Source organism: Bosea vestrisii (assembly GCF_030144325.1).
GTDB classification, from domain to species: Bacteria; Pseudomonadota; Alphaproteobacteria; order Rhizobiales; family Beijerinckiaceae; genus Allobosea; species Allobosea vestrisii_A.
This window is the reverse complement of record NZ_CP126307.1, coordinates 4770162-4790725: the sequence shown is the minus strand read 5'-3', so window position 1 is coordinate 4790725 and position 20564 is coordinate 4770162. Positions and strand designations below refer to the sequence as shown.

At 66.8% G+C, this 20564-nt stretch carries 20 protein-coding genes; 7 read left to right on the top strand and 13 right to left on the bottom strand.

All coding sequences use genetic code 11. From position 1 onward, the window contains the following. Positions 1-266: 266 nt before the first annotated feature. Positions 267-1391, top strand: coding sequence for a hypothetical protein (locus tag QO058_RS23535; RefSeq protein WP_284168636.1), 1125 nt, complete (start codon positions 267-269; stop codon positions 1389-1391). A 3-nt stretch (positions 1392-1394) separates the two neighbouring features. Here QO058_RS23535 and QO058_RS23530 read toward each other — a convergent pair whose 3' ends face one another. The 3 genes from QO058_RS23530 to QO058_RS23520 are packed head-to-tail and all read right to left on the bottom strand — an operon-like array spanning position 1395 to position 4141. Beyond that, positions 1395-1730: a DUF1491 family protein gene (locus tag QO058_RS23530; protein ID WP_284168634.1), complete on the bottom strand. Its 336-nt coding sequence runs from the start codon at positions 1728-1730 to the stop codon at positions 1395-1397. Positions 1731-1764: 34 nt separating this feature from the next. After that, positions 1765-2319 carry a hypothetical protein gene (locus QO058_RS23525; protein ID WP_284168633.1) on the bottom strand — a complete coding sequence of 185 codons (555 nt, stop codon included), beginning with the start codon at positions 2317-2319 and terminating at the stop codon, positions 1765-1767. Positions 2320-2335: 16 nt separating this feature from the next. Further along, positions 2336-4141 carry a PAS domain-containing sensor histidine kinase gene (locus QO058_RS23520; RefSeq protein WP_284168632.1) on the bottom strand — a complete coding sequence of 602 codons (1806 nt, stop codon included), beginning with the start codon at positions 4139-4141 and terminating at the stop codon, positions 2336-2338. Positions 4142-4490: 349 nt separating this feature from the next. Here QO058_RS23520 and QO058_RS23515 point away from each other — a divergent pair, with 349 nt between their 5' ends. Beyond that, entirely contained in the window at positions 4491-4772 is a 282-nt protein-coding gene (locus QO058_RS23515) for a hypothetical protein (RefSeq protein WP_284168631.1), read from the top strand. An 89-nt stretch (positions 4773-4861) separates the two neighbouring features. Continuing rightward, a complete protein-coding gene (locus QO058_RS23510) occupies positions 4862-5287 on the top strand; it encodes a SufE family protein (RefSeq protein ID WP_284168630.1) in 426 nt (141 codons plus the stop codon). Here the strand turns inward: QO058_RS23510 and QO058_RS23505 are convergent. The 3 genes from QO058_RS23505 to QO058_RS23495 form a co-directional block, all read right to left on the bottom strand. Beyond that, positions 5284-6090 (bottom strand): DUF6456 domain-containing protein, encoded by an 807-nt coding sequence (locus QO058_RS23505; protein ID WP_284168629.1) that lies wholly within the window; start codon positions 6088-6090, stop codon positions 5284-5286. The genes QO058_RS23510 and QO058_RS23505 overlap by 4 nt on opposite strands. Continuing rightward, positions 6087-6455: a helix-turn-helix domain-containing protein gene (locus QO058_RS23500; RefSeq protein ID WP_284168628.1), complete on the bottom strand. Its 369-nt coding sequence runs from the start codon at positions 6453-6455 to the stop codon at positions 6087-6089. The genes QO058_RS23505 and QO058_RS23500 overlap by 4 nt, the downstream gene beginning before the upstream one ends. 282 nt (positions 6456-6737) lie before the next feature. Next, positions 6738-7154 carry a Ros/MucR family transcriptional regulator gene (locus QO058_RS23495; protein WP_129158578.1) on the bottom strand — a complete coding sequence of 139 codons (417 nt, stop codon included), beginning with the start codon at positions 7152-7154 and terminating at the stop codon, positions 6738-6740. A 396-nt stretch (positions 7155-7550) separates the two neighbouring features. Between QO058_RS23495 and QO058_RS23490 the strand changes: the two genes are divergently transcribed. Beyond that, positions 7551-9692 (top strand): S9 family peptidase, encoded by a 2142-nt coding sequence (locus QO058_RS23490; protein ID WP_284168627.1) that lies wholly within the window; start codon positions 7551-7553, stop codon positions 9690-9692. On the opposite strand, the gene QO058_RS23485 is transcribed toward QO058_RS23490, so the two are convergent. Then, positions 9679-11121 (bottom strand): hypothetical protein, encoded by a 1443-nt coding sequence (locus tag QO058_RS23485; RefSeq protein ID WP_284168626.1) that lies wholly within the window; start codon positions 11119-11121, stop codon positions 9679-9681. The two genes, QO058_RS23490 and QO058_RS23485, sit on opposite strands and share 14 nt — an antisense overlap. 283 nt (positions 11122-11404) lie before the next feature. On the opposite strand from QO058_RS23485, the gene QO058_RS23480 reads away from it, so the two are divergent. Continuing rightward, positions 11405-12004, top strand: coding sequence for a superoxide dismutase (locus QO058_RS23480; protein ID WP_284168625.1), 600 nt, complete (start codon positions 11405-11407; stop codon positions 12002-12004). Positions 12005-12075: 71 nt separating this feature from the next. Here QO058_RS23480 and QO058_RS23475 read toward each other — a convergent pair whose 3' ends face one another. Further along, entirely contained in the window at positions 12076-13737 is a 1662-nt protein-coding gene (locus QO058_RS23475) for a methyl-accepting chemotaxis protein (protein WP_284168624.1), read from the bottom strand. A 174-nt stretch (positions 13738-13911) separates the two neighbouring features. Continuing rightward, the gene (locus QO058_RS23470) at positions 13912-14742 is read right to left on the bottom strand and encodes a ChbG/HpnK family deacetylase (RefSeq protein ID WP_284168623.1); all 831 of its coding nucleotides are present in this window, start codon (positions 14740-14742) and stop codon (positions 13912-13914) included. Positions 14743-14914: 172 nt separating this feature from the next. On the opposite strand from QO058_RS23470, the gene QO058_RS23465 reads away from it, so the two are divergent. Both QO058_RS23465 and murJ read left to right on the top strand, forming a co-directional pair. Next, positions 14915-15871: a glycosyltransferase family 2 protein gene (locus QO058_RS23465; protein ID WP_465248688.1), complete on the top strand. Its 957-nt coding sequence runs from the start codon at positions 14915-14917 to the stop codon at positions 15869-15871. 97 nt (positions 15872-15968) lie between these two features. Continuing rightward, positions 15969-17495 carry a murein biosynthesis integral membrane protein MurJ gene (gene murJ / locus QO058_RS23460; RefSeq protein ID WP_284168620.1) on the top strand — a complete coding sequence of 509 codons (1527 nt, stop codon included), beginning with the start codon at positions 15969-15971 and terminating at the stop codon, positions 17493-17495. Between the two features lies 1 nt (position 17496). Here murJ and QO058_RS23455 read toward each other — a convergent pair whose 3' ends face one another. The 4 genes from QO058_RS23455 to QO058_RS23440 all read right to left on the bottom strand — a co-directional run bounded on the left by QO058_RS23455 (position 17497) and on the right by QO058_RS23440 (position 20531). Then, on the bottom strand, positions 17497-18477 hold the full coding sequence (locus QO058_RS23455) for an NAD(P)H-dependent flavin oxidoreductase (RefSeq protein WP_284168619.1): 981 nt from the start codon (positions 18475-18477) through the stop codon (positions 17497-17499). A gap of 6 nt (positions 18478-18483) precedes the next feature. After that, entirely contained in the window at positions 18484-19350 is an 867-nt protein-coding gene (locus tag QO058_RS23450; protein WP_284168618.1) for a branched-chain amino acid aminotransferase, read from the bottom strand. 148 nt (positions 19351-19498) lie between these two features. Then, positions 19499-19816 (bottom strand): AzlD family protein, encoded by a 318-nt coding sequence (locus tag QO058_RS23445; RefSeq protein ID WP_284168617.1) that lies wholly within the window; start codon positions 19814-19816, stop codon positions 19499-19501. Beyond that, positions 19803-20531 carry an AzlC family ABC transporter permease gene (locus tag QO058_RS23440; protein WP_284168616.1) on the bottom strand — a complete coding sequence of 243 codons (729 nt, stop codon included), beginning with the start codon at positions 20529-20531 and terminating at the stop codon, positions 19803-19805. Before QO058_RS23440 ends, QO058_RS23445 begins: the two co-directional genes overlap by 14 nt. Between the last annotated feature and the right edge of the window lie 33 nt (positions 20532-20564).

Below are 20564 nucleotides of genomic sequence, written 5' to 3'. Positions count from 1 at the left end.
TGAAGAACAGAATCTGCCCGGAAGGGCCCACCGCTGCGGGGCTCTGGCTGGCGGAGCGCCTGCGCGGCGCAAAAGGAATGACGTCTGCCATGATGCGCCTCCCTTGCTGGCGCCTGTGCCCAATTCGCGGACGACACGTAAGATCGGACTCACGCGCGAGCTACGCCGCCATCCTCCCGACCATCAGCGCTCATCATGGTTAACGCTGTGCTAACGCATCGGGGATAAGTTGCCGAAACGTGAAATTCCTCGACGAGAAACCTCCCATGTCGTCCCGCATCGCCACAGATCTCGCCGAGCTCGCCAGGTTGGCCAGCGATGGCGGGCTCGATCTGCGCCAGGTCGCGCTGCGGGTGAAAACCGATCTGCTGCTGGCGACGCCGAGCCCGTCGGCCGAGGACATGGAGGCCTTCCGCGCCATGGCGGAGGCCTCGATCCCAGTGATCGATGATGCCACGGCGACGATCCTCGCCCGCAAGCTCGCGAGTTGGCCGCATGCGCCGCGTGAGGTCCTCGCGGACCTGCGCGCCCGCGGGGGCGAGGTGCTAGCCGCGCTGATCGGCCATGGCATGCCGCTCAGCGCGACGGAGATCGAGGAGATCGCAGCCGAAGGGGACAGCGAGGCGAAGGTCGCCCTCGCCGGCCGGCGTGATCTGACGGGCAACGCCAGCATTACGCTTTCCGGCTGCGACGATGATGAGATCGACGCGGCGCTGGTCGCCAATACGGCAGCGCCGCTACCGCATGCGGCGCTCGACCTGTTGCTGCCGCGTGCAATCCGTGCACCCGCGCTCGGTGCGAGCCTGCTGGCCCGCGCTGATCTGCCGGTGTCGGAACTAACGCCGCTCTTCCTGCAGGCGAGCCTCGAAAAGCGCCTCGCCATGATCGACGCCGTCGCGGCCCATGAGGCGCTGGCCCCATCGCCGCGACCAGCAACGCTTGCCGCCGAACAGATCGCCGGCCTGGTCGCGACGGCGCTCTCTGATCGGCCCAGCGCCTTCGCGGCGCTGGCAGATGCCTTCGGCAGCGATGCGCGCTTCGCAGCAACCATGGCGAACGATCAATCGCGTCGGCTCGCAGCGCTGGTGCTGATCGGTTGCGGCGCGAGCCCGGAGGATGCGACACGCTTCCTGATCGGGCTCGGCGACGATGCGGCGCGTTCGGTCGAACGCATTTTCGCCCTGGTCGAGCTGATGCGCTCACTGCAGCCGGCCGTAGCGCGCCGGCTGGCGCAGCAGATCGGCGGAGTTGCGCCACGTCATGCCCGTCCTGGGGCCCTGCAGCCCGCCATGGATCCGAGCGGCACGCCGGCCCGGTCCGGCGCCGAGCGTGCGCCGGTGCGTGGCATCGTTCAGGAAGTGCGGCGCAGACTCGGGGGCAAAGGCGACTGAAGCCTACCCTTCGACGACGTCCAAGCGGGCATCGCCGGCGCGGTTCTCGATCTCGACCAGCCAGAGATCGCTGTCGAAGCGTACTTCGCGCGCGACCCGATCTTCGATCGCGAGTGGATCGGCGTCGAGCACGAGCTGGAAACGCCGCTCGCCAGTCTCGTCCGCGAGAGCCTGCGGCGCCGGGCCATAGAGCGCGGCCGTGCCGTCGAGGCGGTCGAGCTTAACGAAAACAGCGCCGGCCTCGCGTGCGCCGCGCCGACGCAACACCGCGACGAGCCCGTCACGAGCCGCCTGGCGCAGATAGGCCGAGACCCAGAAATCGCTGGTCAGGCGAGGCACGAAGAGCGCCCCCGCAATCCGCGGACCACGGAGGTCAGCGCCGCTGTCCCCGGATATCCGCCGGTGGCCGGATATCGGCGCCGTTGATCAGGTCAGCGATCGGGTCGCGTGCCGCCGCTGGCTGAGCGGCCGGAGCCGGGCGAGCCGGGACCTGCGCCGCCTGTGCCTGCCGCGGCTGGGCAGGCGCGACCGGCGCCGGCGGGCGTGGCGCCGCCTCACGGGCGGCCGGCGCCAGCGCGCCGGGCCGCGATGGCGGCATAATGGCCTGCTGGGCTGGTACGGCCGAATTCGCGGGTTCGGCGACTGCCGGCGTCTCGACCCGGCGCTGCTCGGCCGGGCGAGCCGCCGATTGCGACGGCGGCGACAGCATCGGCGCCGGATGACGGCCCTTCTGGAACAGGACGGCATTCAGCACGATCAGCACCGATACGGCTGCGAAGAGGAGCACGACCAACCCGCGACCCGGGCGCCGGGCGAACCAGCGCAGGAGCCGGGCCGGCGCCGAGGGGGCCCGCCGGCCGGCGGAACGGCGGGCGGGCATCGACAGCGTCGCATCGGAGCGGGCGCGGGCGGCGAGCGTGGCTGACATGGTCTTGAACTCTCGGTCAGGCGGTCAGGCGAACAGGTTGCTTGGTTTCGAGGCCGCGGCGCGGCGCACGGGCAAAGGTCGCGATGCACGCCGGCTCGCGTGCGGCCGAAACGCCAGCGATTGGCAGGCGGACGCCGACCCTGGTGCCAATGCCCGGCGCGCTTTCGACAGTGAGCGTACCGCCATGCAAGCCGACCAGGCCGCGCACCACCGAGAGGCCGAGGCCGGTGCCGCCATGAGCCCGGTCATAAGACGACTTGGCCTGGAAGAAGGGATCGCCCAGCCGTGGCAGATCGACCGCCGCAATGCCGATGCCAGTATCGGATACCGACAGGTCGATCATCCCGCCATCGCGCACCAGAGCGAGCGTGACGCGTCCGCCCGCGGGCGTGAACTTGATCGCGTTCGACAGAAGGTTGAGCATCACCTGCTTCAGGGCGCGCCGGTCGCCGAGCAGCTGCGGCAAATCAGGGCCGATGACGCGTTCAAGCGCGACCGACCCGGTCTTGGCCTTGAGCGCGACGACATTGCAGCAGTCTTCGGCGAGCTCGGTCAGGTCGAGCGTGTCCTGCTCGATCGTCATCGCCCCGCTCTCGATCTTCGAGACGTCGAGCAGCGTGTTGACCACGTCGAGCAGATGCTGGCCCGAATCGTGGACGATCCTGGCATACTCCTGACGCTGCACCGGGCTGAAGGAAGGGCCGAGTTCGCCGCTCAGCATCTCCGAGAAGCCGATGATGGCGTTGAGCGGGGTGCGCAGCTCGTGGCTGACGGTCGCCAGGAACTGGCCCTTGACGTCGCTCGCCTTGACCGCCTCGGCACGGTTGCGCTCACGCTCCTCGTCGATCGCACGCCGGTCGGTGACGTCACGGCTGACGCCGACGACCGTCGCGACGCCATGCGGGCCGACCTGCTCGATACGCCGGGCATTGAGCTCGAGCCAGCGCACGACGGGGCCCGCCGATACGTGTCTATCGCTGCCTGCCGGGACAAACAGGACACGGAAGCAGGCGCTGGCCCGGCCGCTGCCATGTGCGGCATCGCTCAGCGCCTTCAAGAAGAGCGGCCTGTCGGCAATGTGGACGCGCTCGAACAGGCCGCGACCGAAGAGCTGGGCCGGCTCGGCCCCGGTCAGGCCACGGGCGGCCTCGTTGGCGAAGACGACGGAGCCGGCCGCATCGTGCCAGGTGACGAGGTCACCCACATGCTCGAGCATCAGTTGCGCCCGCGCATCGGACGCGCGGTGCTCGCGCAGCTCATCGTCGCGGCGGTAGAGGAAGCCTACCGTGATCAATGCTGTGAGCAGGATCGCGGCCGCGGCGAAAGCAGGCATCGCCTGCCAGGTCCAGGACGCCGGCTCGACGAGCGCTCCCATTCCCTGCAGAGCGACGACAGTACCGAGGCCGATAACCGCGAGCGCACCGGCGCGCGCCACATAGGAGCGGGAGCCGAAGAACATCGCTTCGGCCGGAACTGCCGCAAGCCAGAGCAGCAAGGGCGAGGCAGCGCCGCCGGTCAGGCAGGCGAGCGTGGTGATCAGCAATGTCAGGGCAGCGCCGGAAATGCAGTGCGCGAGATCCAGCCGCCCCGTGCGCGAGAGCAGAAAGACCGCCAGCAGCGGCAGCGCCATCGCGACGAGCACGAGCAGCTCGAACGCGCCGATCCGGGCGCGCCAGGCGACATAAGCCGGCATCAGGCTGAGCGCCGCGGTCGAGGCGATGAGTCTCGTCAGTATGAAGCGCTCATGACGCATGCGCTCGAGCGAATCGGCCAGCGCCGATGGATGGACCATCGCCGCGACCTGCGCCCTCACCGCCGTCATCAAACTGGAAAATCGCAAACGCGCACCTCTGCCGGCCGGCGGCGCTTTCGCTCCGCCTTGTTGCAGTGATCCTCACGGCTGCCGTTTAAGCGGGGCTTAAAGAGACCGGCTTCCAAACTGGGCAATTCCGAGGCGGACGGGGAAGTAGCTTATATTTTTCAATAATTTGTACGGGTCGTAACGCGATATTCAAAGCCAGCGGTTGTTGGCGGCAAGGTGAACGGATGCTGAAGACGATAGGCTGCCTTTGATTCAAATCGATGCTTTCGGGGACACCTGATCTTTCGGTCCACGCGCTAAGGTTCCTCCATTCGCGGGCTGGGGAGCCTGGAACCGGACGGGGACCGACATGGCCTATCTTCTGCGCAGCCTGGCGATCGTCGGCGTGATCGCGCTGAACTCGCCCGTGCACGGCACGAAGAGCGAGCCGGAGACGATCGTCGTCGATGCCAAGGCCGCTATTGCGATCCTCGCCAAGATCGACCCCAAGGCAGCGCTGCAGGGCGCGGTCAGCCTGCGCGAAGCGGCCGAGGTCCTCGCCGGACTGGAACCGGAGACCCGCGCCCGGGTCCTCGCCATGGCGGCGAGTGCCGCGACACGTGCCGGCGAGCCCCAGCCGCGACAGCGCTGACGCTTGACCTCGCCGCGCGAGAGGCCGAAGACGCTCGCCATCGTCGCCCTCATCGGCGGCTGATGGGCTGGAGGCCAACGGCGAAATCCATGAGCGAAAGCCTCGACGAGATCGTCGCCAATTTCGAGCTGCTCGACGACTGGGACGATCGCTATCGCTATCTTATCGAGCTCGGGCGCACGCTGGCTCCCTTGTCCGAGGACGCGCATAACGACGCCAACAAGGTGCGCGGCTGCGCCAGCCAGGTCTGGCTCGAGACCCGTGCCGAAGGCGGGCCTGGCGAAACGATGCGTCTTGTTTTCCGCGGCGACAGCGACGCGCATATCGTGCGCGGGCTGGTCGCACTCGCCATCGCCATCCATTCCGGCCGCACGGCGCAGGAAATCCTGACGACCGACGCGTTCGCGATCTACGAGCGGCTTGGCTTGGCAGCTCATCTGACGCCGCAGCGCTCAAATGGCGTGCGCGCCATGATGGAACGGATCAAGAGCGACGCCCGCGCGGCGCTGGCCTAATTCCCGCGAGGCGGAATTGAGGGGCGTGCATCGGGCGCGCGCCAGACAGCGCTACCGGCAGGCAGACCCTGCTCTGCGCCCAGCCCGTAGTGCTCGACGAGCGCCGACAGCGCCAGCCGGAGCACGACCTTGGCCGAGCGCGCCGGCCATTTGCGCTCGCGCTCGACCTGATCCAGCCCCTTGAGGAAGCCGCAGACGTCGATCGCCAGGCCCGACAACTCGGGGCCGAGGCGCTTGCAGGCGAGGCGCACACGCTGACGCGCCGCAAGGCTGGCATCGGAGGCCTCGGCTGGACCGCGTGCCGATGCATGAGTGCCGCCAGCCAGACCTGCGTCCCAGTTCACCGTGACCCGTGGCAGCATCTGCGCCAGCGTCAGATCGGCACGAAAGCGCTCGCCGGCGGCAAATTCGGCAGCAGAGATCTGCGGCGCCCCGTCCTTGCCCGGACGGCGATGGAGCCAGAGCAATGGGCTCTCGCGTTCATCCAGCACGACCTGCTGCGCCTGCCCATCGAGCATCACCGTCACCGTCGCGGTCGCACGCGGTTTCTGCGCCTCGGAGCCGGGGAGCCGCAGCCGCCGCCTGCCCTCTTCGGTGAACCAGGCGGCAAAACCGGCCGCGACGAGCGCATCGGCTTCGGCGGCGGGGACATAGCCAGCCCCGAGCGTGGTACCATCGGCCGCGCGGCGGTAGAGCGCGACCCGCCCACAGCCCAGCGGCGAGTCGACGGCATAGGCGCCAGGCTCGCTCAGATGCCGCAGGAGACGCGACGGCGCGGGGGTTCGATCACCAACGGCACTCATCGGGAAGCCTCCAAGCCGACTTCCAGCTGCAATCCGAAAGCAAGATGCGCCAGCCCGGCCTCGAGCGCCGAGACGGCGAAATCGAATGTCGGCTCGTCCCGCCGATCTTCAATCAGGGCGCAAGCATGACGCACGGTCGTGCGGTCGCGCTCGAAGCAGGAGCCGACCTCCGTCAGGGTCAGCCCGAAGCCGACATGGGTCAGATACATTGCGAGCTGGCGGGCGAAGGCGATCCTGCGGGCTCCACGGCCGACACGTAGCGCCTCGACCGGCAGACTCATGGCGCCGCTCACGGCCGCTTCCGCTAGCCGGGCCGGAGCGCTCAGCCGAGCCGGATTTGGCCGCTTGGCAATCGCTATGTTCATGATATGTTCCATTGCGGGTACCGTCTCCCCAAATTCAACTGCGACGCTTTCAGGTATATATTCCTAGTGCCACCTGGAGCAAGCGCGTAACCGGCGGTCCCGACAGGCTCCTGACAGTTTTCGGCTTGCATAGTCCTGGGCCCATGGCGCGGACTCGCGGCTCGCTCAGCCGGCGGGCCGCTCCGTGCTGGGCGATCTGCCACAGCGACAAGCACAAAAAAGCCGCCGGTCAGGCCGGCGGCTTCACTACATGGGTGACCAGGCCGGCTTGCCGGCGATCAATCAGCGGCGCTTGCGACGCTGCTGGCCGAGACCCATCTTCTTGGCGAGCTGCGAGCGCGCCTCGGCATAGTTCGGAGCGACCATCGGATAATCGGGCGGCAGGCCCCACTTCTCGCGGTATTGCTCAGGCGACATGTTGTACTGCGTGCGCAGATGACGCTTCAGCGACTTGAACTTCTTTCCGTCCTCCAAGCAGATCAGATAGTCGGCCGTGATCGACTTCTTCACAGCAATCGCAGGCTTCGGCGCCTCGACCGGAACAATCGGGGCAGCGCCACCGACGACACGATTGAGCGCGGCGTGAACGTCGCTGATCAGTGAAGGCAAGTCCGACGCCGGGACAGAATTGTTCGACACATAGGCGGAAACGATATCTGCCGTGAGCTCGATGAATTCGGAACCGTCTTGGTCAGCCATGATGGCGTTGCTCCATTGTTTTCTTGACCAGTCGTAGCGGTGACTGCGCCCAGCTCTGTTTCCAGGCGCAAGCGCCCTCCCTGACCTCCGCCGGCAGACGGTCGAATTCCTACCGGAATAGAATCATGCAAAACGGACCAGCGGGCAACCGTCTAAGCCATGCAGTTCAATATCGCAAGTGGCTTGACAAGGATTCGAATACATTCGCCGAGACATATTATTGCTGAAATTGTGAGCGCGCACCGTAACATGACGCCTTGCGTTGCAGCATTTGCGCGAAAAGGTTGTCCTTGTCAGTGCCGCCACCGACCTCTACCTGTCGTCTCGGCAAAGATGAAGCGATCCCACCATCAATCGAGACTTTAGAGATGGTTGAACCGGGTTTGGAGACCAAGCATGACTAGTCAACGCAGGGTCTCCGCCCAGCCGGTTCCCGCCATCCGTCCTCAAACCAGCACGGTCCATGGCGTTGTCCTGACCGACGACTACGCTTGGCTCCGAGCCGAGAACTGGCGCGACGTGCTGCGCGATCCAGACGTCCTGCCGGCCGAGATCCGCGCGCATATCGAGGCCGAGAACGCCTGGTGCGACAAGCTTATGGGCCCGACACGCACGCTCCAGCGCGACCTCGTCAAGGAAATGCGCGGGCGGATCAAGGAAGACGACAGCGAGCCGCCGCAGCCGGACGGACCGTTCCTCTACTATAGCCGCTACCGGCGCGGCGGCGAGCACCCGCTGATCTGCCGCAAGCCGCGTTCAGGCAAGGCCGGCAAGCCCGGGCGCGAACAAGTGATGCTCGATACCGACGCCCTGTCCGAGGGTAAGGAGTTCTTCGACCTCGGCGATGCCGAGCACAGCCCGGACCATCAGCTGCTCGCCTGGAGCGCCGACGAGGCCGGCTCGGAGCTCTACCTCATCCGAATCCGCGACCTTTCCACCGGCAAGGACCTGCCCGACGCAATCGCCGACACCTCCGGTGAGATGATCTGGGCCGCCGATTCCAGCGCCTTCGTCTATGTCGCGCTCGACGATGACCATCGTCCGACGCGCGTGCTGCGCCATCGGCTTGGCACTCCGCAGAGCGAGGACGAACTGCTCTACGAGGAAACCGACCCCGGCCTGTTCGCCGATATCGACCAGACGCAATCGCGCCGGTTTCTGCTGATCTCCAGCAGCGATCACGAGACCTCGGAGGTCAGGCTGGTCGATCTCGCCGACAAGGCCGGCACGCCGAAGTTGATCGCGGCCCGGCAGGCTGGACGGCAATACAGCGTCGAGCATCATGGCGACGAGTTGCTGATCCTGACCAATGCGGACAGCGCCGAAGACTTCAAGATCGTGCGCGCGCCGCTGGCCGATCCGTCACCATCCAGTTGGGTCGATCTCGTGCCGCATAAGCGCGGCCGGCTCGTGCTTAGCCATCTTTGTCTCGCCGACCGGCTGATCCGCCTGGAACGTGAAGAGGGCCTGCCGCGCATCGTCATCCACGATCTCGAGAGCGGAGTCGAGAGCAGCATCGCCTTCGATGAGGAGGCCTATGGGCTCGGCATCGATGCCGGCTACGAATTCGACACGGATCGGCTGCGCTTCATCTACGCCTCGATGGCGCGGCCGGCCGAAACCTACGATTACAATCTGGAGACTGGCGAGCGCACCTTTGTGAAACGCCAGGAAGTCCCGTCCGGTCACGACCCCGACACCTATGTCGTGCGCCGCATTTTCGCGACAGCGAAGGACGGCGCGAAAGTTCCGGTCTCGCTGCTGCACCGGCGAGACCTCGTGCTCGACGGCTCGGCACCCTGCCTGCTTTATGGCTACGGCTCCTACGGCGCGGCGATGTCCGCCTCGTTCCGGACACGGCCGCTCAGCCTGGTCGATCGCGGCTTCGTCTACGCCATCGCCCATATCCGCGGCGGCACCGACAAGGGCTGGGGCTGGTATCTCGACGGCAAGCGCCAGACCAAGCCCAACAGCTTCACCGACTTCATCGCCGCCGGCGAGATGCTGGCAGCGGAGGGTTTCACCAGCCGCGGCCGGATCATCGCCGAGGGCGGCAGCGCGGGTGGCATGCTGATGGGCGCAGTTGCCAATCTTGCACCCGAGCTCTTCGCCGGCCTCATCGCCGAAGTGCCCTTCGTCGATGTGCTCAACACCATCCTCGACGAGAGCCTGCCGCTGACTCCGATGGAATGGCCGGAATGGGGCGACCCGATCCGGGACGAGGCCGCCTTCCGGACGATCCTGAGCTATTCGCCCTATGAAAACGTCAAGGCGCAGCCTTATCCGCCGATCCTGGCGACCGGCGGGCTGGCCGATCCGCGCGTCACATACTGGGAACCGGCGAAGTGGGTGGCGCGCCTGCGCGCGACCATGACCGGCGGCGGGCCGGTCATGCTGCACACCAACATGGACGCCGGGCACGCCGGCGCCGCCGGACGGTTCGATTCGCTGAAGGAGACCGCCCTCGCCTACGCCTTTGCCATCAAGGCGGCGGCCGGCGGCTGGGGCGAGGCCGGGGAAGAGGTCAGCTCGAGCTAGGCTCGAGCTTGTCCTTCTCGTTGGCGAGATAGGTTTTCAGCTCGTCCATCGAGGCGAAGGTGTAGTCGCCGTCCGGCGTGCGGGCGTGGATAGAACCGTCGGCGAACATGGTGAACTGCGTCTCGCCGACCTGATAGGCTCCGATCACGCCCTCTTCCGAAGCCGCTGGTTCCTCGTCAGACTTGGTCTCGGCGGCCGGTTCCGCCTTTTCCGTGGGCGGGATCTCGGCCTCTGCCGAGATCCGCTCGTCCTGTGGTTCCACCTGAGGCGCAGCAGGCTCGCTGCTGACAACGGTCTCGGCTTCCGCCTTGGCATCTTCCGGTGAAGCTTGGTCGGCGGCCTCGGCCTCGACATCACCAAGGACACCGGGATCGCGTGGCTGCGTCACCGGAGGCCAAGCTCGCGGCGCCATCCAGGTCTCCGATGCGCCCAAGCCCTCCTTTACGCCTAGATCATCGCGATCGCGTCGCGGCAACTCGACCTCCGGCGCGTTGACGACGCCTGAGAGTTGGTCGCGCAGCGCGGTGAACTCGTCATTGATCGAGGCGGTCGCTTCGGTCGACGGGCGGTCGATACGCGGCCACCAGAGGCGGCCCTCATCCTCCACCTCGGAGGCGGTCTCCTGCTTGGGCTCGCCCTCGTCCTTCACCTCCTCCGCTTCAGGCTCTTCCAACGAAACCGTAGCGGGCTTTTCTTCGTCACGTTCCTCGTCGTCCGGTTGCGATGGCTCGTCGATGCCAGCCGAGATCGGTCGATCCAGTTCGTCCTCCGAGGCCTCGGACTTCCCTTGGGCGTCGGCGCTCTCGCTCTGCTCGTCCGGCCTGACCTCCGAGGGCGCGACATCGAGCGCCGCCGGCAGCGGAGGCAGCAACCAGTCGTCGATCTCGCCGATCACGGTGGAAGGCGATTGCTGCGGCTCGGCGGCCACCACCCCGACATGGTCGGATTGCTTGCCCTCGGCTGCGTCATCACCTTCCGGCTTATCGGCTTCTTCCGGCTTGTCCGATGCTTTTTCGTCCGCCGGCTCGTCGGCCTTCGCCAGGCTGGTCAGTGCGCCTGCAACCGCAGCAGCCCCTGCTCCCGCCGCCAGCGTGGTCGCGGTACCGATATGCCCTGCCTCAGGCCCCCGTTCCCTTTCGAGCATGGGCTCCGAGCGCGCCAGCGCCTCGTTCGGTACCGGCCGTTCGCCGGAGCGCGACTCCGACAGCGCCACCACCGCCATGGCACCGCTGACCAATCCCTTGAGCCGGTGGACTTCCGCGAGTACCGCCGCGAGCGCGAGCAGGATCAAACCGGCCGTCACCGCCAGTGCCCCGAGGATGACCTCAGTGAAGCCCCGCTCCAGGACGACATAAGCCCAGCCATCGACGATGGCATAGGCGCCGCCCGCCAGCAGAGCGAGCCCGAGAACCACGAAAAGCTTGACCAACGCTTGCTCCTTTGAGGCTGGGCGAGCTGCAACAGCTTGCCGCCCCAGCGGTTAACCTATCGATACCATGCCTTATTGCCAACCGAACGGCCTCGGGGTCACCTCCCCGTGCGACGCAGGCCGGCCGTGCCGGAATTCTCGGGCCTCGGCGGTTGCCGCTGCGGACCGGGCGGCTTAACTAACAGGCGAATGGCGGGGTGTTCCGCCGGGCATAGATTGCCCATGCGTTGCGTCATTGCAGCCATTCTCACGTCGCGATTTCGACAGCCCAAGGAGAGGCCCCATGTCCTTTACCCTGCCCGATCTTCCGTATGCGCATGACGCCCTCCAGCCCTTTATGTCGAAGGAGACGCTGGAGTACCACCACGACAAGCACCACCTCGCCTATGTCAACAACGGCAACAACGCGATCAAGGGCACCGAATTCGAGGGCAAGTCGCTCGAGGAGATCGTCAAGAGCTCCTACGGTAAGAACCCGGCCGTGTTCAACAATGCCGGCCAGCACTACAACCACCTCCACTTCTGGAAGTGGATGAAGCCGAATGGCGGCGGCAAGCTGCCGGGTGCGCTGGAAAAGGCGATCGTCGATTCCTTCGGCTCGGTCGACAAGTTCAAGGAAGACTTCGTCGCCGCCGGCGTCGGCCAGTTCGGCTCCGGCTGGGCCTGGCTCGAGGTCAAGGGCGGCAAGCTCGCCATCAGCAAGACCCCGAACGGCGAGAGCCCGCTGGTCCATGGCGGCACGCCGATCCTCGGCGTCGACGTCTGGGAGCACTCCTATTACATCGACTACCGCAATCGCCGCCCGGACTACCTCAAGGCTTTCCTCGAGAGCCTGGTGAACTGGGACTACGTCGCCGAGCTCTATGACGGCGCCAAGGCCTGATCCCGACGGATCAGTCGATGAGATGAATACAGACGGGGCCCGCAAGGGCCCCGTTTCGTTTGGCTCGGCCTTCAGGCGGCAACGCGCTTGAGGAACTGGTCGACGGTCGAATCGAGCCGCATCGCCTGGGCCGAGACCTCGCCTGCGGCGTCACGAACCTGCTCGGCCGAACGCCCGGTCTCCTCGACACTGTCGGCCAGCACGCTGAGGTCGCTGGAGACCGAGAGAGCCGACGTGCTCGCCATGGCGACGCCGCTGGCGATCTCGCCGGTGGCGATCGCCTGCTGCTCGATCGAGGTCGCGACAGAATTGGCGAAGCTCTCGATCGCACCCATACGGCTGGCGATATTCTGGATCGCGTCGACGACCTCGGTCGTCGCTCCCTGGATGGCACCGACCTGGCTGACGATGCGGTCAGTGGCAGCGGCCGTCTGGGATGCGAGGCTCTTCACCTCGGCAGCAACGACGGCGAAACCGCGCCCGGCTTCGCCGGCGCGCGCCGCCTCGATGGTAGCGTTGAGCGCGAGGAGGTTGGTCTGAGCGGCGATGTCGCGAATGAGATTGACGACCTCGCCGATGGCGCGCGCCGTCTCGTCCAGCGCCTGGACGGAGCCCGCAGTATCGCGGGAAGCCGAGGCGGCCTCGACGATCTCGGTACGGACGCGACGGATTTGGAATTCGACCTCGCGAATCGCCGCACCCATCTCCTCGGCGGCCTGGGCGGCGTTCTCGACATTGGCCGAGGCGCCTTGCGAGTTATGGGCGGCGCGGGCAGCGCGCTCCGAGGATTCGGCCGCGACGCGTGCCAGGCCGTGGGACGCTTCGCCCATCCGATCGGCATTGCTCTTGAAGGCTTCGAGCGCGACGCCGACCTCACCGCGGAACAGCGCGATCGCCTCTTCGGTATGCTTCTGGTGGCGATCGCGATTCACTTCCGTTGCAAGCTGCTGTTCCTGCAAGCTCGCCCGCTCGGCGAGGCGCAATTTCAACACGCCAAGCGCGCGTGCGATCGCGCCGATCTCGTCCTGCCGGCCGACGGCGTCGATCGGCGTGTCGAGCTTGCCGTCGGAAATGTTGACGATGGCGCGGGTCATGCTCTTCAGCGGACGCATGGTTCGCGAGAGCGAGATCCAGAGCAGTGGCCCGAGGACGACGAGCAGGGCGATGCCGATCCCGATCGTCAGAAACTGCTCCCAGGCCGAGCGTGCGATCAGCCGGGTCTTGTCGAAGCGCAGCGCGACATAGCCGATCTGCTTCTGGAAGCCTCCGACCTTCACCGTTAGCAGTTGCGTCACATAGGTCTTGTCCTCGAGCCGCAACGTATTCTGCTCGCCGAGGACGTCCCAGGCTTCGCGCCCCATCGACTTGGCGAGCCTGTTCGGTGTGAACGAGAGCCGTGCGTCATCGTTGCGGCCAGCCGAGGCGAGCGCGACGAGGTCATCGGCGACGAAGCCGGCGTCGAAGTCGGGATCTCGCTTCAGCGACTCGAGGATGTAGCTCAAGGTGATGGTGTCGCGCGCCAGGATCATAGGCGGCGAGGCATGCGCGATCATCGCCGTCAGCGACATCATCTTCTGCTCGAGGTCGCCGCGTGTCTTGGTTTCATTGTAGCGGGCGGCGGCGATGACGACGAAGACGATGGCGACAGCAACGATGGCGACGGCCGCTCCGGCGATCTGGCTGCTGAGCGAGCGCATCACCGTCTCGACCTGGCCGATCTGCGGCACAGCCACCTGCGATCGCCGCGACCGCGGCTGTAACCAGGTCATCACGCTCATATCCTGCGAACTCCAGACGCTGGCGCCTCCCCGACAGATCGGATCGCCACGCGACAAGATGCGCGATCAGGGTAAATTTTCGATTGCGTACAAGCATAACCTGCACGCCTCTCGACAGGGCGCCCGGATCTACGCGGTCGCCTCGAAACGGCCGATCCGCAGCCCTTGGGGCGGTTCAAAGGTCATCAGCGCCGCGTGCTCCAGAGGCCGCGTCGCAACGACCGGATCGAGCGCGACGAGCTCATCATCGACATGGCCGGGATGGCACATCACCAGATGCGCCGGACCGGGGTTCATGAGAAAGGCTGTGAGGTCGGCGGCGAAGTCGCGCCCCGCATCGAAGGGCGAGAAGCCCGAGAAGCCGCGATTGGTCGGGATGCCACGCTGCGCCGCAGCCCCGCGCAAGCCGGTCGCGAGCCCGGCGACGGTCAGCGCCTTGCCGATGGCGACGCCGCGCGAACGGATCGCCGCGATGGAATCGGAGGGGTCGCGCAGATAGACCGAGCCGGCGGGATAGCGCCGAGCAAGCGCATCGAGCACTGCCCCGCGGATGCCGGGCAGGACATGGACATGCTGGTGGCCATCGACGAAATCCGGCGCCTTGCCGAGATGCTGCTCGAAGGCGTCGAGCTGGCGGCCGATCTCACGGGCGATCTCGTCGCGTGCAGCGCCTGAGCGCAGCGCCAACGGCGCGAGCTCCCGGAGCTTCGGCAGATGGCCCGATGGCGCCACGGTCGGCATCGCCGCAAGCGGCGCCGCGCAGGTCAGGTTGAGGTGAAGCCCGAGATCGGCCCGCCCGGAGAAAGCTGCAAGCTCAGTTGCGAAGCCCGGCCAATGCGGCCGGTTGGTCATCGCCCCCGTGGCCGAGAGCTTGCCCGCCGCGAGGAGCTCGAGGATCGAACAGCTGACGCCCTCGGTCATGGCGAAATCGTCGGCGCAGAGCACGAAGCTGCGGGTCATGCCGGCTGTTACCCCCTATTCATCAGCGCTGGTGTATGGAGCCTGTGACCAGCCACATAATGTCAGCCCTAGCCGAGCAATGAAGGCCCCGAAAGTGTCGTCCGCGATTGCGCCTACTTCTGCCTCCGCCGGAACAGCGTCGCCCGCCCCGCGGCCGGAGCTCTCGATTATCGTGCCGGTCTACAACGAGGCCACCAATCTCGAGCCGCTGATCGCTCGGCTGAAGCCGATTCTCGATGCCCATGTTGCCTCCTGGGAAATCGTCTGCGTCGACGACGGCAGCCGCGACGGGACTCTCGCCGCGCTGCGCGCCCTGCACACGCAGGACAGCCGGATCAACGCCATCTCCTTCAGCCGCAATTTCGGCAAGGAGGTCGCGATCGCCGCCGGGCTCGATCATGCCAATGGCGACGCCGTGGTGATCATGGACGCCGATCTGCAGCACCCGCCGGAGGTGATCCCGACCTTCCTGGCGAAATGGCGCGAGGGCTTCCTCAACGTCTATGGCCAGCGCACCGACCGCGCCGGCGAGGGCCGGCTGAAGCGCAATTTCGCCAAGGCGTTCTACAAGCTGTTCGCCAGCTTCGGCGAGACCGAATTGCCGGAAGGAGCCGGCGACTTCCGCCTGCTCGACCGGCGTGTGGTCGAGGCGCTGCGCGCGCTGCCGGAGCGGGCCCGCTTCTCGAAGGGCCTCTATGCCTGGGTCGGCTTCCCGGCGACGGGAGTGCCCTTCGAGGTCGCCGACCGCGCCCATGGCGAGAGCAAGTTCCGCTTCCGCAAGCTGTTCAGCTTCGCCTTCGATGGAATCTCGTCCTTCTCGACCGTACCGCTGAAGATCGCGACCTGGCTCGGCGTCCTGATCGCGATCGTGGCTACCCTGACCGGCCTGTATTTCATGGTCCGGACGCTGCTCTTCGGTACCGACCTGCCCGGCTTCCCCTCGCTGATCGTCTCGATCATGTTCTTCTCCGGCATCCAGCTGATCTCGCTCGGAATGATTGGCGAATATGTCGGGCGCATCTTTGCAGAGGTGAAGCGCCGGCCGCTCTATCTGGTCGGCGAGCGCATCGGCTTTGCCAAACACGACAGCGCGCCTCCGCACGGCGACGCCCTGCCGCCGTCGATGTAGGGACAACAGCGAGCCCCGTGCTGGACCATCTCGCGCGACGCAGCTATGCGGCTAGGTTCAGTCCGGCCTGCCGATCCCGGCGGCCCCGAGTGGCGCGATGCTGAGAAAGATCCTCTCCGTCAGCGGCTTCACGCTGCTCTCGCGGCTGTCCGGCTTCCTCCGCGACATCGTGCTTGCGGCTACGCTCGGCGCCAGCGGGCTGATGGACGCCTTCTCGGTCGCCTTGCGCCTGCCCAATCATTTCCGCGCCGTCTTCGGCGAGGGCGCTTTCAACCAGGCCTATATCCCGGCCTATAGCCGCATCCGCGAGCAGTCGGGCGAAGCTGCCGCGGCTCAGTTCTCGAACCGTGTCTTTTCGCTCAACCTGAGCGTCCAGCTCGTCTTGCTGGCGCTCGCCATCCCCTTCATGCCGGAGCTGGTGCGGCTGCTGGCGCCTGGCTTCGTCAACGATCCCGCCCGCTTCGATCTCGCGGTCACGCTGACGCGGATCACCTTCCCCTATCTGCTTTTCGTCACCTTGGTGACGCTGCTCTCGGCCAATCTCAATGCTGCCGACCGCTTTGCCGCGGCAGCCGGCGCGCCGATCCTTTTGAACATCTGCCTGATCGGGGCGCTCTTCACCGCCTTCCTGTTTCCGAGCGCAGCCCATGCCGCCGCCTGGGGCGTCGCCGTCGCCGGCGTGCTCGAATGGCTGCTGCTCTGGATCTCGGCGCGTCGGGTGGGCGTCTCGGCTGCATTGACCCGACCTCGCCTCGACGGCGAGGTCAAAGGCTTCCTCAAGGCGTTCGGCCCGGCCGTGATCGGCTCGGCCGGCGTGCAGATCGCGCTCTTCGCCGACACGATCATCGCTTCGCTCCTGCCGGCGGGCGCTTATTCTGCGCTGTATTATGCCGAGCGCCTCTATCAGCTGCCTCTTGGCGTGATCGCGATCGGCGTCGGGACCGTGCTGCTGCCGACGATGAGCCGCGCGATCGCCTCCGGTAACGAGGCCAGGGCAGAGGCCGCGCAGAACCGGGCGATTGCGCTGACCCTGGTTGCGGCAGCGCCCTTCGCCGCCGCCTTCCTCGCCTTTCCGGAGCTGATCGTCGGAGCGCTGTTCGAACGCGGACGCTTCGACGAAGCGGCGACGCAGGCTGCAGGCGCCGTGCTCTTCGCCTATGCGATCGGCCTGCCCGCGACCCTGCTGATCCGTGCCCAGGTCTCGAGCTTTCAGGCGCGCGGCGACACGACCACGCCGATGCTGGTCTCGCTCGCCGCCATCGCCGCCAATGTCGGGTTGAAGCTGCTGCTCTGGAAGAGCCATGGCGCGCCCGGCCTCGCCTTGGCCACCGCGGTCGGCGCCTGGATCAATCTCGGTGCGCTCTATGTGCTGGCGTTGAAGCGCGGCTGGACCAATCCCGATCGCGGCCTGTCCTTGCTGATCGTGATCGTCGGCGTCGCCGCCGGTTTCGCCGCGCTGGTCGCCCGGCTGCTAGCCGAGCCGCTCTACGGCGTACTGATCTCGTTCCCTTACGAGCCGCGGCTGATCGCGCTCGCCATACTGAGCTTTGTCGCTGCCTGCATCTACGGCGCGGTCGCGCTCGGAGGGCTCAGATCGGCCGGGCTCTGGCGGTTGCTGCGCTAGTTCAGCCCGCGATCAGTCTGGCGCCGGCCTTCAATTGGCCGGCTGCCTCCTCGACCACGCGCGCGACGATCTCGCCGGCTGAGGGGATGTCCGAGATCAAGCCTGCCGCCTCGCCGAAGACCACCGCCGCCTTGTCAGGGTCGCCGGCCATGAAGGCCTCGCGATAGGCCGGCGCCTCCTCCTCGATCGCAGCGCGCAAATCGGCATCACGGCCGCGCCATTTGGCGATGAAGGCATTGTCGCTGACGCGGATGTCGAAGGGCCGCGGCCAGTCGAGCCGGCGGGCGATATCGGGAAGCGGCGAGCGCACCGTCTGGTCACCAGTGGCAGCTACAGCAACGGCATGATGGTTCGGATGGACCAGCGCCTCGAGGCTCGCCCACAAACGCGTGCCGACCAGGACGCCATCCGCACCGAGCATCAGCGCCGCAGCAAGGCCGCGGCCATCGGCAATGCCACCGGCAGCGAGCAGCAGGGTCTCCGGGCTCTCGCGCGCCAGCAGGTCGGCCACCTCCGGCACGAGGGGAAGCGTGCCGCGATTGTGACCATGCCCGCCTGCCTCGGCGCCCTGCGCGACGATGATCGCCGCTCCGGCCTCGAGCGCCGTCCGGACATGACCGAGATTCTGGCACTGGCAGATCAGCGGCACGCCGGCCGCAGCGATCTCGGCCGCGAAGGGCGTGGGATCGCCGAAGGAGAGCATCAGCGCCGCCGGCCGATGAGCCAGCACCTCGCCCAGCAGATGCGGCTGCTTCGCCAGCGACCAGGTGATGAAGCCGCAGCCGGTGCGGGTATTCCCGGCGGCGGCATATTGCGTGCGCAGCCAGTCGGCATCGCCATAGCCGCCGCCGATCAGGCCGAGCCCGCCGGCCCGGGTCACAGCGGCGGCGAGCGCGCCGCCACCCGCCAAAGCCATCGGCGCCGACAGGATCGGATGCTCGATCCCGAGGCGCTCGGTCAGGCGGGTGGCGAGCCGGGCCATCTGGCCTCAGGCGCCCTTGCTGTGCGCGAAGTCCATGTAGAGCTCGCGCGCCTTGCGGAACATCGGACCGGGCTGGAGCTGCCGGTCGTCGATGCGCGAGATCGGCATGACCTTCGAGTAGTTGCCGGAGGAGAAGATTTCGTCGGCCCGCTCGAAATCGGCGTAGCCCAGCGTCGTCTCCTCGACCGCGACGCCGGCCTGGCGAAGCAGGCCGATGGTGCGCTGGCGGGTAATGCCATTGAGGAAGGTGCCGTTGACGGCCGGCGTCTTCACCACGCCGTCCTTGGCAAGGAAGACATTGGAGGTGCCGGTCTCGGCGACATTGCCGAGCATGTCGAGCACGAGCGCGTTGTCGAAGCCCCTGCCCTTCGCCTCGCGCAGTATGCGGGCGTTGTTGGGATAGAGGCAGCCGGCCTTGGCGTCGGTCGGCATCGTCTCGAAGGTCGGGCGACGAAAGGCGCCCTTGGTCACCGAGAAGCCGGTGCCGGGATCGCCCATCGGCGCCTCGAACAGGCAGAGCGCGAACTGGGTCGACTCGGGATCGCCGATGATCGTAGAGGGGCCGTCGGCCTCGGCCCAGTACATCGGCTTGATGTAGAGCGCGGTGCCATTGCCGAACTTCTTCACGCCTTCGGCAGCCTTGGCGACGATCTCCTCGGCCGACACCGTCGCCTTCAGGCCCATCGCCGCGGCGGACCGGTTCACGCGGGCGGCATGCCGATCGAGATCGGGCGAGACGCCGTCGAAATAACGGGCGCCGTCGAAGACCTGGGAGGCCTGCCAGGCGGCGTGGGTACGCGGCCCCATGATGCCGGGGTTACCCTCGCGCCACTCGCCATCGAACCAGGTCCATGTCTGCGAATACCAGGCCATCATGCGCTCCGATCGGTCAGCTAAAAGCGAGAGCCGGCACCGTCCGCCGCAGGCAGGGCCGCGTCAACATGCCGGCGAGTGTTTGATGTGATGGATGCGATCGTAGCCGGTGATGGATCAAGGCATCAGGCGCCGTCGCGCCCGGGTGTCAGAAACCGGCAGCACGCATCAGCGAAACCACGCCCATGCCGACGAGCAGCGCCAGCAATTCGCTGCGCCGGATCGCCATGCTCGCGATTGCGGCCAGCAGAGCCAGGCCGGCGGCGAGGCCGAGGCGCTCGATCAGCGGCAGCACGGTCGCGACCACAATCGAACCCGGCAAGGCCGCAAGCCCGCGCCGCACCCGCGGCGTCAGCGGAATGAAGCCCATCAGCACGACGCCGGAGATGCGGCAAAGATAGGTCGCCAGCGCCATGGCGACGATGGCGAGATAGGGTCCCCAGCTTCCGGGTTCAGGCAGGGTCATCGAGGAAAGCCCCTGCCACGGCGCCGGACAGCGCCCCTATGATGATGAAGGCATAGCCGTCGACGAGGCGCACAGTGATTAGTGCGACGACGCCGGCAATGATCCAGGGCAGCGCCGCACGCTTGCCGCGCCAGAGCGGTACGATCATCGCCGCGAAGAAGATCGGCATGACGAGATCGATGCCGTACTGGCGCGGATCGGAAACCAGCGCTCCGAGCAGATAGCCCGGCACGGTCGCCGCCACCCAGACCAGCCAGAGCATGAGGCCTGCGCCGATCAGCACGCCGAGATCGCGCCCGCCTTCGCCATGATAGCGCGTGCCGATCAGCCAGTTGGCGTCGGTGAAGAAGAAGAGGTGCGCCGCATTGACCAGCCTGGGATGGCGCACGAACCAGGGCTGGAGCGAGGCGCCCTGCAGCACCATGCGCGCATTCACTGTCGCGGTGACGACGGCAAGGCCCGCGATCGCTCCCCAGCTCCACTCCGGCCGCCAGAGCTCCATGGCGACGAGTTGGGAGACGCCGGCATAGACCAGTGCACTCATCAGCACGGCCTCGAACAGGCTGAGGCCCTTGGCCGAGGCGGCAGCGCCGAAGGCCACCGAGAAGACGACGATGCCCGGCATCAGCACGGCAACGCGGCGGATCCCGAGCCGCATGCCGGCAAGGGTGAGCTGAGTCGCGGCCGATGGCTCGGGTTTCAGATCGGAAGACATAGTCCCTCGAACCGGTTTCGCTAGCTTACGTCA

What these genes read in the sequence shown, in the direction of transcription:
- QO058_RS23535 (WP_284168636.1), top strand. Translation starts at nt 267, where the DNA reads ATGTCGTCCCGCATCGCCACAGATCTCGCCGAGCTCGCCAGGTTGGCC.
- QO058_RS23525 (WP_284168633.1), bottom strand. Translation starts at nt 2,319, where the DNA reads ATGTCAGCCACGCTCGCCGCCCGCGCCCGCTCCGATGCGACGCTGTCG.
- QO058_RS23520 (WP_284168632.1), bottom strand. Translation starts at nt 4,141, where the DNA reads ATGACGGCGGTGAGGGCGCAGGTCGCGGCGATGGTCCATCCATCGGCG.
- QO058_RS23515 (WP_284168631.1), top strand. Translation starts at nt 4,491, where the DNA reads ATGGCCTATCTTCTGCGCAGCCTGGCGATCGTCGGCGTGATCGCGCTG.
- QO058_RS23510 (WP_284168630.1), top strand. Translation starts at nt 4,862, where the DNA reads ATGAGCGAAAGCCTCGACGAGATCGTCGCCAATTTCGAGCTGCTCGAC.
- QO058_RS23505 (WP_284168629.1), bottom strand. Translation starts at nt 6,090, where the DNA reads ATGAGTGCCGTTGGTGATCGAACCCCCGCGCCGTCGCGTCTCCTGCGG.
- QO058_RS23500 (WP_284168628.1), bottom strand. Translation starts at nt 6,455, where the DNA reads ATGAACATAGCGATTGCCAAGCGGCCAAATCCGGCTCGGCTGAGCGCT.
- QO058_RS23495 (WP_129158578.1), bottom strand. Translation starts at nt 7,154, where the DNA reads ATGGCTGACCAAGACGGTTCCGAATTCATCGAGCTCACGGCAGATATC.
- QO058_RS23490 (WP_284168627.1), top strand. Translation starts at nt 7,551, where the DNA reads ATGACTAGTCAACGCAGGGTCTCCGCCCAGCCGGTTCCCGCCATCCGT.
- QO058_RS23480 (WP_284168625.1), top strand. Translation starts at nt 11,405, where the DNA reads ATGTCCTTTACCCTGCCCGATCTTCCGTATGCGCATGACGCCCTCCAG.
- QO058_RS23470 (WP_284168623.1), bottom strand. Translation starts at nt 14,742, where the DNA reads ATGACCCGCAGCTTCGTGCTCTGCGCCGACGATTTCGCCATGACCGAG.
- murJ (WP_284168620.1), top strand. Translation starts at nt 15,969, where the DNA reads ATGCTGAGAAAGATCCTCTCCGTCAGCGGCTTCACGCTGCTCTCGCGG.
- QO058_RS23455 (WP_284168619.1), bottom strand. Translation starts at nt 18,477, where the DNA reads ATGGCCCGGCTCGCCACCCGCCTGACCGAGCGCCTCGGGATCGAGCAT.
- QO058_RS23450 (WP_284168618.1), bottom strand. Translation starts at nt 19,350, where the DNA reads ATGGCCTGGTATTCGCAGACATGGACCTGGTTCGATGGCGAGTGGCGC.
- QO058_RS23445 (WP_284168617.1), bottom strand. Translation starts at nt 19,816, where the DNA reads ATGACCCTGCCTGAACCCGGAAGCTGGGGACCCTATCTCGCCATCGTC.
- QO058_RS23440 (WP_284168616.1), bottom strand. Translation starts at nt 20,531, where the DNA reads ATGTCTTCCGATCTGAAACCCGAGCCATCGGCCGCGACTCAGCTCACC.